Annotated in this window: 15 protein-coding genes and 1 tRNA gene; 9 read left to right on the top strand and 7 right to left on the bottom strand. The window is 70.6% G+C overall.

All coding sequences use genetic code 11. From position 1 onward, the window contains the following. The first annotated feature begins 69 nt into the window (after positions 1–69). A tRNA-Leu gene (locus ACWGST_RS13725) sits at positions 70–156 on the top strand. A gap of 168 nt (positions 157–324) precedes the next feature. Then, complete coding sequence (locus tag ACWGST_RS13720) at positions 325–705, top strand: YybH family protein (RefSeq protein ID WP_452047229.1); 381 nt, start codon at positions 325–327, stop codon at positions 703–705. 82 nt (positions 706–787) lie between these two features. Here the strand turns inward: ACWGST_RS13720 and ACWGST_RS13715 are convergent, their stop codons facing one another. From ACWGST_RS13715 to ACWGST_RS13695, 5 genes are all read right to left on the bottom strand, one after another. Continuing rightward, on the bottom strand, positions 788–1,348 hold the full coding sequence (locus ACWGST_RS13715; RefSeq protein ID WP_452047228.1) for an RNA polymerase sigma factor: 561 nt from the start codon (positions 1,346–1,348) through the stop codon (positions 788–790). Positions 1,349–1,358: 10 nt separating this feature from the next. Beyond that, complete coding sequence (locus ACWGST_RS13710) at positions 1,359–3,785, bottom strand: cellulase family glycosylhydrolase (protein WP_452047227.1); 2,427 nt, start codon at positions 3,783–3,785, stop codon at positions 1,359–1,361. A gap of 87 nt (positions 3,786–3,872) precedes the next feature. Next, positions 3,873–4,412: a YbaK/EbsC family protein gene (locus ACWGST_RS13705; protein WP_452047226.1), complete on the bottom strand. Its 540-nt coding sequence runs from the start codon at positions 4,410–4,412 to the stop codon at positions 3,873–3,875. Between the two features lie 35 nt (positions 4,413–4,447). Next, complete coding sequence (locus ACWGST_RS13700) at positions 4,448–5,371, bottom strand: S41 family peptidase (protein WP_452047225.1); 924 nt, start codon at positions 5,369–5,371, stop codon at positions 4,448–4,450. Positions 5,372–5,410: 39 nt separating this feature from the next. Then, positions 5,411–6,484 carry an SDR family NAD(P)-dependent oxidoreductase gene (locus tag ACWGST_RS13695; RefSeq protein ID WP_452047224.1) on the bottom strand — a complete coding sequence of 358 codons (1,074 nt, stop codon included), beginning with the start codon at positions 6,482–6,484 and terminating at the stop codon, positions 5,411–5,413. Between the two features lie 72 nt (positions 6,485–6,556). Between ACWGST_RS13695 and ACWGST_RS13690 the strand changes: the two genes are divergently transcribed. Next, positions 6,557–7,135 carry a TetR/AcrR family transcriptional regulator gene (locus ACWGST_RS13690; protein WP_452047223.1) on the top strand — a complete coding sequence of 193 codons (579 nt, stop codon included), beginning with the start codon at positions 6,557–6,559 and terminating at the stop codon, positions 7,133–7,135. A 15-nt stretch (positions 7,136–7,150) separates the two neighbouring features. Here ACWGST_RS13690 and ACWGST_RS13685 read toward each other — a convergent pair whose 3' ends face one another. Continuing rightward, entirely contained in the window at positions 7,151–7,711 is a 561-nt protein-coding gene (locus ACWGST_RS13685) for a hypothetical protein (protein ID WP_452047222.1), read from the bottom strand. Between the two features lie 96 nt (positions 7,712–7,807). Between ACWGST_RS13685 and ACWGST_RS13680 the strand changes: the two genes are divergently transcribed. The 6 genes from ACWGST_RS13680 (at position 7,808) to ACWGST_RS13655 (ending at position 13,128) form a co-directional block, all read left to right on the top strand. Next, positions 7,808–9,235 (top strand): cellulase family glycosylhydrolase, encoded by a 1,428-nt coding sequence (locus ACWGST_RS13680; protein WP_452047221.1) that lies wholly within the window; start codon positions 7,808–7,810, stop codon positions 9,233–9,235. Positions 9,236–9,357: 122 nt separating this feature from the next. After that, on the top strand, positions 9,358–9,804 hold the full coding sequence (locus ACWGST_RS13675; protein WP_452047220.1) for a DUF2871 domain-containing protein: 447 nt from the start codon (positions 9,358–9,360) through the stop codon (positions 9,802–9,804). Positions 9,805–9,843: 39 nt separating this feature from the next. After that, complete coding sequence (locus ACWGST_RS13670) at positions 9,844–10,761, top strand: DNA-3-methyladenine glycosylase family protein (protein WP_452047219.1); 918 nt, start codon at positions 9,844–9,846, stop codon at positions 10,759–10,761. Between the two features lie 112 nt (positions 10,762–10,873). Next, positions 10,874–11,422, top strand: a complete 549-nt coding sequence (locus ACWGST_RS13665) for a hypothetical protein (protein WP_452047218.1) — start codon at positions 10,874–10,876, stop codon at positions 11,420–11,422. Between the two features lie 48 nt (positions 11,423–11,470). Continuing rightward, complete coding sequence (locus ACWGST_RS13660) at positions 11,471–12,400, top strand: LLM class flavin-dependent oxidoreductase (RefSeq protein WP_452047217.1); 930 nt, start codon at positions 11,471–11,473, stop codon at positions 12,398–12,400. A gap of 65 nt (positions 12,401–12,465) precedes the next feature. After that, positions 12,466–13,128 carry an NADPH-dependent F420 reductase gene (locus tag ACWGST_RS13655; protein ID WP_452047216.1) on the top strand — a complete coding sequence of 221 codons (663 nt, stop codon included), beginning with the start codon at positions 12,466–12,468 and terminating at the stop codon, positions 13,126–13,128. A gap of 69 nt (positions 13,129–13,197) precedes the next feature. On the opposite strand, the gene ACWGST_RS13650 is transcribed toward ACWGST_RS13655, so the two are convergent. Continuing rightward, positions 13,198–13,341 (bottom strand): hypothetical protein, encoded by a 144-nt coding sequence (locus tag ACWGST_RS13650; protein WP_452047215.1) that lies wholly within the window; start codon positions 13,339–13,341, stop codon positions 13,198–13,200. Positions 13,342–13,489 lie beyond the last annotated feature (148 nt).

Below are 13,489 nucleotides of genomic sequence, written 5' to 3'. Positions count from 1 at the left end.
TCGAATGGCTTTGACGGGCGCGAGATGTTAGTCTCTCGTGGTTGGACGCACTGCGGTGCGACCACACGTGCGCGAGTGGCGGAATTGGCAGACGCGCTGGCTTCAGGTGCCAGTACTCGCAAGGGTGTGGGGGTTCAAGTCCCCCCTCGCGCACCACAACGTGGAACGGCCCGGGTCTCATCGAGACGCCGGGCCGTTGTCGTCTGCGGCTCGGACATGCGTTCCCAGAACCGGCTGCGGTCGAATGTCACACTTCGCGCACTGCGGCGTCTTTCTCTGTAGAGGCCTGCACGAGGCCGGCCTCCTGAAGAAAGGCTCCCTCACATGGCGACCACCGTCACCTCACTCGACCAGCTCAACCTCGCATTCGCCGACCGGTTCAACGCGCGCGACCTCGACGGCCTGATGGCCCTCAACATCGACGATGTCGTGTTCGTGCCTGCGCCCGGACACCCGGTGCAGGGCGAGGAAGCCGTGCGCGGCGCGCTCGAGCAGTTCCTCGGCATGAACCTGCCGATCACGATGACGGTTCGCCACGTCTTCCAGAGCGGGAGCACCGGCCTCGCGGTCGCCGACTGGACGATCACGGGCACCGGCCCCGATGGTTCGGAGATCGCGCTGGCCGGCACGACCGCGGACGTCGCGGTGCACGACGAGCAGCACGGATGGCGCTACGCCGTCGACAACCCGTTCGGCACCGCCTGAGCCGACGGCAGGGGCAGGGGGAGGGTCGGCCGCCGGGGGAACAGGGCCGGCCCTTTCGTCGGGGATCGTCGCGGGAGATCCGTCAGGGAGCTTCCGACGACATGCCGGACTTCCGGCACTCGGCGAGGGACTTCCGCGCGCGGGAGATCCGCTGCCTGGCCGCGGCCGGCGTGATGTCGAGGCGTTCAGCGATCTCGGCGGCCGGGAGTTCGTCGACCACGCTGAGGAGCAGCGGCTCGCGAAGGGAATCGGGAAGGGCTCTGATCGCACCGAGGGCGCCGTCGAGGATCACGCGCAGCTCGACGTCGCCGGCGACGCTCCCGGCGCCGGGCAGATCCGCGTCGAGCTCTGCCACGGGGCGACGGGCGCGCTGGCGAGCGAGGTCGATCGCCGCGTTGCGCGCGATGGCATCGAGCCACGAGCACATCTGCCCCGGTTCAGGGGCTTGCAGGTGTTCGATCGACCGCCAGGCTCGGAGCAGCGCCGTCTGCGCGACATCCTCGGCATCGTCCGGCGCGACACCGAGCGAGATGCTCCGCCGCCGGAGCCGGTCGGGCTCGGCGGCGATCATCGCGGTGAGCGAGGCGCGACGGCCGTCGTCGCGCCTCGCATCGCGCCCGCTCGGTGCACGCTCTGAGGTCATACCTCCGAGGCTAGCCCGCGTTCGACAGTGCGTAGTCGCCGTCGGCGCAGCCCGTCACGATCCAGCCGCCGGGCACCTCGCTCGTCTCGACCTTCGTGATGCCGGTGACCTCGACATCAGGCTCGGTGGTGCCGGGGATCCAGACCTCGAGCCCGCAGCCCTGCACGTCGGTGGTGCCGGCGAGGTCGATCGCCCCGCCTTCGGCCTCGAGCGAGGTGAGCACGCCCGGTGCCGACTGCGGGTAGGCGCGGCTCAAGATCTCGAGCAGGCCCGCCTTGGGCGGCGCTTCGCCGCCGGTCTCGCAGTCTTGCATCATGAGGGCGTTGCCGTAGGGGCCGATGCCGTTCTGGGGGTCGCCGCAGGCCTGCTTCCACACCCAGTACGCGCTGCCGAGCATGTGCTCGTCTTCGGTGTCGGCGTAGCGGTTCATGCGTGCGAGCGTATCGTCGTCGTCGCCCCAGTAGCCGTATTCGCCAGACCACAGCGGCACGCCGTAGCGGTCGGCGACGCGCTGCGCGAGCACGAACTGACGCTCGATGCCGACGATCGGCGGGATGCCGAGATCGCGGTCCATCGTGATCGACTCGGCGTAGAGGTGCGGTGAGAACACGATGTTGTCGTCGCTCGTGAAGCCGGGGTCGGGGCCGGTGTCGAAGCCGAGGCCCGACCAGAAGATGCTCGGCTCGAAGAAGACGATCTGCTCGGCGCCCGCCGCCCGGATCTCGTCGATCGCGCGGTCGTAGAAGCGGCCGAGCTGGTGCGAGGTCGTCACGGGCGCGGTCTCGCCGAAGCCGGGTTCGTTGAGCAGGTCGTAGCCGGCGACCATCGGCTCGTCTTTGAACTCGGCGGCGAGCTTGCCCCACGTTTCGGCGAGGGCGGTCTGCACGCCGTCGGTGTCGAAGTAGAAGTTCTCGAACGCCCGGTTGCCGGCGGGGGAGATGTCACGGCCGGTGAACTGGCAGCGGGGTGCGCCGTCGGTGATCGTCGCCCACTCGGGGGCGCCGTCGTAGCCCCACATCTCCTCGGTGCCGGGGCGGCACACGGTGCCGTGTTCGGTGGGGCCGTTCCACCAGCCGTCTTGATGCATGTCGAGCACCGTGTAGATGCCGTGCTCCTCGCCCCACTCCACCGCGTCGGTGATCTTCGCGAGGTAGTCGGGGTCGAGGGCGCCCCGCTCGGGTTCGAGCGCCGACCATGAGATGTTGAGCCGTGCGACGTTGAAGCCGTACTCGGCCATGCCCGCGTAGTCGGCCTCGGTGAGCGGACGGGTCGCCGGCACGTCGGCCCGGTGCTGGTAGAAGTCGACGAGCTGGTTGACGTTGACGCCGCGCAGCAGCACCTGGTTGCCGTCGCCGTCGGCGATGATCGAGCCCCCGGAGCGGAGGAAGCCCGCGGGCGGCTCGGTGGCACCGGCCGCTGTGGCCGACGTGGCGCCGGGCACGATGAGCGCCGCGATCACGGCACCGAGCGCGAGCACCGCGACCGAGCCGACGATGAGCTCGGGCGCCCGCAACGCGCGTGCCGAGCGCGCGGCGCGACTCGCGTGCACCCGGTCGGCTCCCACGGCACTCACGCCGACGATCCAGCCGACGCAGGCACCGAAGGCGAGCCCGTCGGCGACCGCCACGTAGGCCGCCATGAGCGGCCAGATGTCGCCGGCGAAGCCGCCGTCGACGACGAGGGCGACGATGGCCTGCACGATGCCGACGAGGCCGCCGGCGACGAGCGCGGCGAGCCACGCGCCCAGCACACCGGGAACCCGCGCCCGCATCCAGCGCAGGCAGAGCACGGTCGCGGCCGCGATGAGCAGCATGGCGACGACCATCGAGAGGATGCCGCGGTCGGCACGTGCGACCGGAACGCCCGGCGCATATACGGCGCCCGTCCACCACAGACCCGCGAGCAGGGGCGCCACGGCGGCGAAGATCACGGCGGGCACCCAGAGCGCCCCGCGGTCGAAGGTCTGCCGTGCCGTCGGCCCGCCGAACCAGCGCGCGATCGCGGCGACGATGAGGGCCGCAGGCACCGCCTTGGCGGCCACGAAGCCCGCCGCCCACGCGGCGACGGCGAGATCCCACGTCATCACGAGGGCTGCCGAGGCCTGCGCGAGCAGCACGGCAAGCACGATGCCGCCCGTGAGCGTCCAGAAGCGATCGCCCGCGCGGGCCGCGACCCACCAGGTGACGCCGAGCACCACGGGAATGAAGACGAGGTACGGCGCGAACGGCCAGACGCCGGCCGCCGCGCTCGGCAGAGCGCCCGACCAGCCGACGAGCGCGAGCAGACCGGTGGGGTCGGCGACGGCCTGCACGACGATCAGCACGAGCATCGCGATGACGGCGACGAGGGGGCGACGGGCGGAACGACGGGCGGTGCCGGCCGCCGGGGTCGTACCGTCGACCTGATCGTTCGGTGGCGTCGTGGGGGCGTCGCGCATCGGGAACCTCGCTGTTCATCCGACTGGGTCGCCTGACCCAGTCGGATCACACTACCCCGAGCCGACAGCACGCGGAAGCGGTCGAGGTCAGCCCTGCGCGATCGGCAGCACTTCGGCGTTCGGCAGCCTCGCGAGCAGCGCACCGCTCACGAGCAGTTTCGAACCGCGGATGCCGCTGCCGACGATGAGCCGCTCGTGCACGGCGACGGACTCGTCGACGAGGATCGGCCAGTCGCCCGGCAGGCCGATCGGCGTGATGCCGCCGTACTCCATGCCGGTGAGTTCGACCGCCGCGTCCATCGGTGCGAACGAGAGCCTGCGGGCGTCGAGGTGCCGGCGCACTGCGCCGTTCACGTCGAGCCGGTCTACGCCGCGCACGAGGCATGCGGCGTACCAGGTGCGCTCGCCGCGCCGGGCCTGCACGATGACGCAGTTCGCGCCGTCGGCCATCGACACCTCGTAGTGCTCGCAGAAGGCGGCCGTGTCGGCCAGGCCCGCGTCGATCGCCGAGACCAGCACGCCCGCGGCATCCGCTGCCTGCATCGTGCCGATCGCGGCGGCCGTCGGCGCCGCGACCAACGCAGGGGAGACGGCGGCGGGCGTGAAATCGAGGGTTCCGAAGCGCATGTCGAGCAGCGTACTCGGACGCCACGTGCCGGGGCTCAACCGGCGGCTCGTCGATCTCCGTTGCGGCGACGGGCCTCGTCGAGCGCGGCCTCGAGCGCGACGGCGGGATCGATCGCGATGTCGGGGACGACGCCGACCCCCTCCCAGTTCGTGCCGGTGATCGGGTTGACGGCGCGGGCGAACGGCACGGTGATCTCGACCGTGTCCGAGATGGGGATGAACCGGGTGGGGTGCGCGCCGCCGCCCGTCGTCGCGCCGACGATCGTCGCTCGGCCGATCGCCTGCAGGTCGTAGGCGAGCTGCTCGGCACCCGAGAAGGTGGTTCCGCTCGTCAGCACGAAGACGTCGCGGTCGAGGTAGCGCGGGCCGGGTACGTCGGCGAGCGTCCAGTACTGGCGCAGCGATGCGCTCCCGCGTTCTTCCACGGAACTCAGCTGCGTCTCGTCGTCGGCCGTGAGATGGCTGATCCACGACTGCACTGCGTTCGGCGAACCGCCGAGGCAGGCCCGCAGGTCGAAGACGAGGGCGTCGGTGCGGGAGACGAGCTCCATGGCGGCGGCGATCGCCGGCCCGGCGAGCGAGGCGTCGACGATCATGCGGAGGTCGATGAGGCCGATGTTGCCGTCGAGGCGCTCGACCTTCGCGATGCCCCAGTTGTCGTCGCGGAACGTCGCGACGAGGGCGGCGACGACCTCCTCCTGACTCCGCCCCGAGTTCCCGGCGGCCGGTTGCGTCCGCACCCGCACCCGCAGGTGCCTGTCGTTCGTGCGCGACTGCAGTTCGGCGGTCAGCCGGGCGCAGAACTCCGCCTCGTCGAGGCCCGCGAACGACCCGGCCCGCTCGAGTTCGCGGATCGCGGCACCGGTGGTGTCGGCGACCTCGGGGAAGACGTAGAGGCGTTCGAGGTGGCCGAGCGCGGCGTCGACGAGTTCGGTGTTCGAAGGGTGCGTGGTTCCCATCCCCGCATCGTACGGGGCGGGCAGGTGCAGGGCGCTCGACTATGCCGCCGACCAGCCGCCGTCGCTCGCGAGCACGACGCCGTTGATGTTCACGCCGTCGTCGCTGAGCAGGAAGGTGATGGATGCCGCGAGGGCTTCGGCCTCTGCGGCATCCGGAAGGATCGTCATCGCGAGCTGCACGCGCTCGGCGCCGAGCGGCGAGGCGAACTTCGCCTCGATGTTCGTGATGGTCGGGCCCGGGGCGACCGCGTTGACGCGCAGGCCGCTCGGGCCGTACATGAACGCCGTCGACTTCGTGAGGCCGACGACCGCGTGCTTCGACGCCGTGTAGGCGACGCCTGCTGCCGAGCCGCGGAGTGCCGCCTCGGAGGCGGTGTTGACGATCGAACCGGTGCCGCGCGCGACCATGACGGGCACGACGGCGCGCATGAGCTTCATCGTGCCGTCGACGTTGACCGAGAAGACGCGCTTCCAGACGGCGTCGGTGAGCTCGCCGATCGGCGTCATGTCGTCCATGATGCCGGCGATGTTCGCGAGGCCGTCGATGCGGTCGCCGGCTGCCGCCACGATCTCGGCGACCTTCGTGTCGTCGGTGATGTCGGCCACGAGGGTCACGATCTCGGCGCCTGCGTGCTCGGACGCGAAATCGTCGAGGCGCTCCTGCGAGACGTCGACGGCGATCACACGGCCGCCCTCGCGGGCGACGCGCGATGCCGTGGCCCGGCCGATGCCCGAGCCTGCGCCCGTGACGATGACCGTCTTACCGGCGAAGCGGCCCTGGTCGAGGCGCTCGACCCACTCGGGGCGCTCGACCTCGGGGATGGTGTCTGCCGATTCGGAGGTGGGCTCTGCCGCCTCGGCGGAGGCATCCGCTGCAGCCGCCGGCACCTCGCCGGCGGCTGCGCGCGCGACGAGCTGGTCGACCATCTCCTGGCTGAACTCGCCCTTGCTGAGCTTGACGAGGCGCTTGATCGCGAGTCGCTGCACGGGCTTCATGACGTCGGGGTCCTGGCCGGCCTGCGCGAGCAGGTCGCGGATGATGGGGCCGCCGACCGGGTGCTCGAGCCAGGTCTTGATCGAGTCGTCGCCCGAGAGGGTCTTGGGGGTGTTCATGGCGTGTTTCCTTCTCTTCGATGCGGTGCGAAGCCATACCGGACATACCTGTCCGGTAGTAAGGTAACACTCGTGCCTGAACGTGGGACGGGAACCTCCGAGGCGCGCAAGGCCAATCGCGGGCCGAGCGCCGGCCCCGAGAACCGGCGTGCCATCATCGCCGCCGCGCGGGAGGTCTTCGCGACCGACGGCCTGCAGGGCCCGTTCAACGCGATCGCCAAGAAGGCGGGCGTCGGCCAGGGCAGCCTCTACCGCCACTTCCCCGATCGCCTGGCGCTCGCAGTCGCCGTCTTCGACGAGAACATCGACGAGCTCGAGGCCACCGTCGAACCCGAAAGCGCGACCCTCGACGAACTGCTCGAGGCGATCATCGGGCAGGCGGTGATGTCGACCGCGCTCATCGACCTCATCTGGCAGCACGAGCACGACGAGCGGGTCGAGCACCTCGGCTCGCGGCTCGCGGCCATCGTCGGGCGGGTCGTCGCGCGCGAGCGCACTGCCGGGCGCATCGGCGACGCGGTCGAAGACGCCGACGTGCTGCTCGCCGTCTCGATGCTCGCCGACCTGCTCGCCCGCACCGATGCCGAGCAACGTCGGGCCGTCGCGCAGCGCGCCTGGGCGATCTTCCACGCGGCGTTCGCGCCGCGCTGATGCGAGCGATGCGCCTCAGGCGGTGACGGATGCCTCGGCGCCGGCGTCGTGCCCGACGGGCTGCGAGTCGGCCGCGGCATCCGCTTCGCTCGCGCCTTCGGCGGCGCGGCGCCCGGTGGCCGCGACGATCGCCGCGACCGCCCCGACCACGAGGCCGAGCAGCGCACCCGTGATCGCCGAGATCACGACGTTCGCCGCGAGCATGCCGAGATAGGTGCCGAAATCGGAATGCACCATGAAACTCGTGAAGACGCCGCGCACGAGGTTGCCGGCCACGACCGCGACCGTCGTCACCCAGACGCCGCGGCCGAACGCGCGGCCGGGGTGGGGCACGGCACGACGCTTCGGTGCTCGCAGCATGACCGACGCGGTCAGGAGCATGATCAGCACCCCCGCGACATCCGCGAACCAGAAGGCCCACGTGAGGTCGCCGAGCGGCATGAGCCGCAATGCGGGGATGAGGAAGGGCAGTCCGGCGGCGGCGGGCACGGCGAGCAACGGCACCCAGGTGGTGAGTGCACCCGTGAGCGGCCAGACGCCGACGAGGATCGCGAGCGCGACGAGCGACGCGAGCACCGACCAACCGACTCGGTGGAGGCGATGTGGGTCAATTGTCCTAGTCGACATGCGTTGAATGATAGCCTCCCCCTCACACACGTCAAGGAGGACTGGATGCCAGGCGCTCGAAGCACCGTCGCAGCAGGGTTGGCGGCGCTGATCGTCGTGGGCGGCGTCGCCGCCGCGACACGCACACCAGGGCCGGCATCGGCCGCCTCGTTCATCACCGACGCCGACGGGCGGGCGCTCGTGCAGCACGGCTTCTCGACGGCGGGCAGCGCGAAGGGTTCCCCCGACGGCATGCCCGACTTCACCGAGGCCGACCTCGAGCAGGAGTATGCCGACATGGGCACGAACTTCGTGCGGTTCCTCATCTCGTGGCGCAAGGTCGAGCCGAGCCCCGGTGTCTACGACCAGGGCTACCTCGACGATGTCGAAGAGCGGGTCGGCTGGTACGAAGAGCGCGGCTACCACGTCATGCTCGACATGCACCAAGACCTGTGGGGCCCCGGCATCACACCCGAGGGCGACAACGGCAACGGCGCGCCGCTCTGGGCGACCGAGCTCGACGGCCTGCCCGTGGGGCACAACGACCAATGGGAGCTCTACTACCTCGAGCCCGGGGTCATTCGCGCGTTCGACAACTTCTGGAACACGACCGGCACGCATCCCGAACTCACCGACCACTACGCGGGCGCCTGGCGCGTCGTCGCCGAGCGGTTCGCCGGAAACGACACGGTCGTCGCCTACGACCTCATGAACGAGCCGTACGGCGGCACCGTGCAGGGCCCGGCGTTCGAAGCCGGGCCGCTCACGGCGCTCTACCAGAAGTCGGTCGACGCGATCCGCGAGGTCGACGACGACACGTGGGCCTGCCTGGAGCCGCAGGCGCTCGGCTTCAACTGGGGCCTGCCGAGCGGCCTCGGCGCCGTCGACGACCCGCGCGAGGGCGACCCGCGCATCGCTTTCTGCCCACACCTCTACCCCCTGCCGATGGACCTCGGCGACGGCTTCAGCGGCACCTCGCGCGACCTCGTCAAGACGACGGTCGCCGCGTGGCGCTCGAACACGTTGCGCACGGCCGAGGCGCTCGGCGGCGTACCGGTCATCCTCGGCGAGTTCGGTCTCGACACGACGCTGCCGGGCGCGCTCGACTACGTCGACCTCGTGTATTCGACGTCGGATGCCTCGGGCATCGGCGTCGCCTACTGGTCGCGCGACGACGGCTCATGGGGGCCCTACGAAGAAGACGGAACGCCGCGCAACCTGGTGACCGTGCTCGACCGGCCCTACCCGCGGGCGATCGCCGGGCAGCTGCGCACGTGGAACTCGACGCCCGACTCGCTCGAGATCTCGGTCATGCCCGATGCGAACGCCGGTGCGAACACGCCGAGCGAGGTGTACCTGCCGGCGGCCGGCTTCCCCGACGGCGGCGTCGTCGAGGGCGGCCAGATCGTCTTGTGGGATGCCGAGACGCGCATCCTGACGTTCACGATCGACCACGGAGAGGGAACTCGAACGGTGGTCGTGCGGCCGAGCTGAACCGGCGGTTCAACCTTTCGTTCGATGCGCGATCGACCGTCGACGGAGGAGTATCGAGATGAGGCTCGATGCTCCTGTGCCGTGCCTCCTGTCGCACGAATCGTCCACGAAGGGAACCCGCCATGCAGAAACTGTTCTACGCAGCGTTCGCGTACATGATCATCGGTGTCGGCTCCGGCCTGTTCTACCGCGAGTTCACGAAGGCCAACGACTTCCCCGAGGGGCAGTTCACCCAGCTCGGCCTGGCACACACGCACCTGCTGACGCTCGGTTTCATCGTGCTGCTCATCGTGCTCGTGATCGAGAAGGTCTTCGTCATCTCGAAGAGCGATCTCTTCGAGTGGTTCTTCTGGGTCTACAACGCGGGCGTGCTCGTGACCTCGGCGATGCTCATCTGGCACGGTTCGCTCACGGTCATGGGCGAGGAGTCCACCGCGATGATCGCCGGCATCGCCGGTCTCGGCCACATCGCACTCACCGCGGGCATGGTGCTGCTCTTCCTCGCGCTGCGCAGCCGCATCGTCGCGCAGAAGGCGCAGCCGGTCGTCGCGCCCGCGACCGCCGAGTAGCCCGCGCCGGCTGTCAGCCACGTGCGTCACACTGGAACGGTGATCGCCGACCATGCCCTCGACTGGCGGCCGCGGCATCCGACCGATCTGAAACAGACGCTCGGTGCGCTGCGGCGCGGCGGCGGCGATCCCTCCTTCCTGTTCGACGCGGCCGGATCGGCGTGGCGCACGACGCGCACCGCCGAGGGCGACGCGACGCTGCGGCTGACCCGGCTCGACGCCCAGACGCTGCGTTGCGAGGGCTGGGGGCCCGGCGCGGCGGTGGCGGTCGCGCAGGCGCCCGAGATGCTCGGCGACCTCGACGACCCGGCGGGATTCGACCCCCGTCTGCCCCTGCTCGCCGACGCGCACCGGCGCAACCCGGGCCTGCGCATCACACGCACGGCGCAGGTCTTCGAGGCGCTGGCCGCGGCGATCCTCGAGCAGAAGGTCATCAGCTTGCAGGCGCACGACTCGTGGCGCCGGCTGCTGACCCGGTTCGGCAGCGTGGCGCCCGGCCCGACGCCGCGGCCGATGCGGGTCGTGCCCTCGCCCGAGGTGTGGCGCACGATTCCCAGCTGGGAATGGCATCGCGCCGGCGTCGACCCGAAGCGGGCGCGCACTCTGCAGAACGCCGCGGGGTACGCCGACAAGCTCGAAGCGGTCGTCGCCATGAGCCCGGTGGATGCCGCGGCTCGCCTCACCCTCATGCCCGGCGTCGGCCCGTGGACCGTCGCCGAGGTCGCCCAGCGCGCGCTCGGCGACGCCGATGCGCTCTCGGTCGGCGACTACCACCTCTCGAACTTCGTCGGGCACGCGCTCGCCGGCCGGGACATGAGCGACGACGAGATGATCGAGGTGCTCGAGCCGTGGCGCGGTCACCGGCACCGCGTCGTGCGGCTGCTCGAGGCGGCCGGGGTGCCCGGGCGCCCGCGGCGCGGGCCGCGCATGGCGTTCGTCGACCATCGGGCGATCTGAGCCGGCGCAGCCATCGGGGTGTTCCCCTGAGGCATAGCGCACGCATAGGCTCGGCCAGTACCGTTTTGCGAGGCCGCACCGGCCTTCACCGACTGCGAAGGATGTCAACACCGTGAACTCAACCGCCACTTCCAAGGTCAACGTGCCGCTGATCCTGCTCTGGGTCGCGGCAGTGGCCCTGATCGGCGGGGGCTACTGGCTCCTGAACACTTCGACCGCAAGTCAGATCGAGTTCTACACCTCGGGCTCGCAAGACGTCGCCGGTCTGCTCACCGCGCAGTCGTCCACGACGATCGCCGGCCTGCTGATCGCCGCCGGCGCGATCGCCGCGGTCGTCGCGCTCGCCGTGCACGCACTCGCTCGCAGCGCTCGCATCGCCGAGGCCATCGCCGTCGCGGATGCCGCGGCGCTCGCCGCTGCCGAAGACGCCGCGTTCGACGAGATGATCGCCGCCGCCGAGGCCGAGCAGCTCGCCGCCGTCGAGACGGCTGAAGCGACCGACGCGGCCGATGTCGCACCGCTCGCCGATGCGCCCGTCGTCGTCGAAGAGGTCGTCGCGGAAGAGGTCGTCGTCGAGGATGTCTCCGCTGCCGCGGAAACGGTCACCGGCGAGGCATCCGCTGCCGCCGACAAGGCAGCTCCGGCCTCCGACCAGAAGTAGTCGGCCCTCGGCCGGCCGAGCGCTCCGTCTCGGTCGGCCGGGCCTTCGGTGATCGATCGGAGCACGATGTACTACGGCCACGACCTGCAGTTCGGCACCTTCATCACGCCGAAGAACGACCCGCCGCAGTTCGCCGTGCGACTCGCCGAGCTCAGCGAGGCTTCGGGCTACGACCTCGTCACGTTCCAGGACCACCCGTATCAGCCGGCGTTCCACGACACCCAGACGCTGCTCGCCTGGGTCGCGGCACGCACTGAGCGCATCCGTCTCGCCGCCAACGTCACGAACCTGCCGCTGCGACCACCTGCCGTGCTCGCCCGAGCAGCCGCGAGTCTCGACCTGCTCTCGGGCGGCCGCTTCGAGCTCGGCCTCGGCGCGGGCGGATTCTGGGACGCGATCGAGGCGATGGGCGGCCGCAAGCTCACTCCGGGGCAAGCCGTCGACGCGCTCTCCGAGGCCATCGACGTGATCCGCGGCGTCTGGGATCACGGCGAGCGAGCCCGCCTCCAGGTCGGCGGCACCTACTACCGGATCGACGGCGCGAAGCGCGGGCCGACGCCGGCGCACGACATCCCGATCATCATCGGCGCACTGAAGCCGCGTATGCTGCGCCTCATCGGCCGCAAGGGCGACGGCTGGCTGCCCTCGCTCGGCCGCATGCAGCCCGGCGACTACGCGGCGGGCAACGCCCGAATCGACGCGGCCGCGATCGAGGCAGGTCGCGACCCCCGCGAGATCCGGCGGCTCGTGAACATCGGCGGCCGGTTCGGCGCCGGTACCGGCGGCGGGTTCCTGGACGGCCCGGCGGAGCAGTGGGTCGAGCAACTCATGCCCTACGTCGTCGACGACGGCGTGGGCACGTTCATCCTCGCGAGCGACGACCCCGACACGATCGTGCACTTCGCCGAGGAGGTCGCGCCGGCCCTGCGCGACGCCGCGGCGCGCGAGCTGCGAACGACCGGCATCGAGCCGACGTGACGTGATTCGTGACGTGATTCGTCATCCGCTGGAATCAAACGACGGCGGATGCGTTGCACCCGAGCATGACGAACATCGCACCCACCCGCATCGGAATCATCGGCGTCGGCAACATCGGCGGAACCCTCGCACGCGGGCTCATCGGCCTCGGCCACCGCGTGACGATCGCGAACTCGCGCGGCCCTGAGACGCTCACCGATCTCGTCGCCGAACTCGGCCCGAACGCGACCGCCGGCACCGCAGCCGAGGCCGCCGCGGCGGGGGAGTTCGTCATCGTGTCGGTGCCGTTCACGGCGTACCGCGAGATTCCGGCCCGGCCGCTCGCCGGCAAGATCGTGATCGACACGAACAACTACTACTGGGAGCGAGACGGCCGCATCGCCGAACTCGACTCGGGCGAGGCCACGGTCTCGGGGCTGCTGCAGGCGCACCTGCCCGAGTCGAAGGTCGCCAAGGGCTTCAACAACATCACGGCGGCGTCGATCCTCACCGACGGGACCCCCGCCGGAACTCCCGGTCGCCGGGCGCTGTCGACCGCGAGCGACTTCGACGACGCCGCGGCGCTCGTCACCGCACTGTTCGACGACCTGGGGTACGACTCGGTCGTGGTCGGCCCGCTCTCCGAGAGCTGGCGCGTCGAACGCGATCAGCCGGCGTACGTCACGCCGCAGACGCGCGACGAGCTCGAGGCGAACCTCGCACGGGCGGAGCGGCTGCGCGCGGCGTGATCACGCCACGATAGGGGGTTCGGCAGGCTGGCTTCATCATGCTGGTTGCACCAGCTGAGCCCTTTCGCTTCAGGCGACCGCGGTGGTGCCGGTCGGACCGTCGCGTCGGCGGGCGAGCGCAGCGGCACGCCGAGCCGGCGACACCGTCGACGTGTGCCACTGCTGCGGCCCCATGCCGGGCGGTGGCATGACCTCGGGCGCACCGGAGACCATGCGAATGCGCCACCCCGAGCTGTCGATGCTGCGGTGGTGGAACCAGCAGAGCAGAGGCTGTCGCGTGAATCCTGGGCGACTCGGCGTGCCGAATGTGCAATGAATGCCTGATCAGACCATAATTAACTATGGTTGTGAATGTGCGTTC

The organism is Agromyces sp. NPDC055520 (assembly GCF_053619715.1).
The sequence above is the reverse complement of the archived record's forward strand: the minus strand, read 5'-3'. Positions and strand labels throughout refer to the sequence as shown.

Bases quoted from the DNA above. Each gene is read 5' to 3' on its own strand.
- ACWGST_RS13710 (WP_452047227.1), bottom strand. From the start codon at position 3,785: ATGCGCGACGCCCCCACGACGCCACCGAACGATCAGGTCGACGGTACG.
- ACWGST_RS13720 (WP_452047229.1), top strand. From the start codon at position 325: ATGGCGACCACCGTCACCTCACTCGACCAGCTCAACCTCGCATTCGCC.
- ACWGST_RS13715 (WP_452047228.1), bottom strand. From the start codon at position 1,348: ATGACCTCAGAGCGTGCACCGAGCGGGCGCGATGCGAGGCGCGACGAC.
- ACWGST_RS13655 (WP_452047216.1), top strand. From the start codon at position 12,466: ATGACGAACATCGCACCCACCCGCATCGGAATCATCGGCGTCGGCAAC.
- ACWGST_RS13700 (WP_452047225.1), bottom strand. From the start codon at position 5,371: ATGGGAACCACGCACCCTTCGAACACCGAACTCGTCGACGCCGCGCTC.
- ACWGST_RS13695 (WP_452047224.1), bottom strand. From the start codon at position 6,484: ATGAACACCCCCAAGACCCTCTCGGGCGACGACTCGATCAAGACCTGG.
- ACWGST_RS13680 (WP_452047221.1), top strand. From the start codon at position 7,808: ATGCCAGGCGCTCGAAGCACCGTCGCAGCAGGGTTGGCGGCGCTGATC.
- ACWGST_RS13705 (WP_452047226.1), bottom strand. From the start codon at position 4,412: ATGCGCTTCGGAACCCTCGATTTCACGCCCGCCGCCGTCTCCCCTGCG.
- ACWGST_RS13650 (WP_452047215.1), bottom strand. From the start codon at position 13,341: ATGGTCTCCGGTGCGCCCGAGGTCATGCCACCGCCCGGCATGGGGCCG.
- ACWGST_RS13675 (WP_452047220.1), top strand. From the start codon at position 9,358: ATGCAGAAACTGTTCTACGCAGCGTTCGCGTACATGATCATCGGTGTC.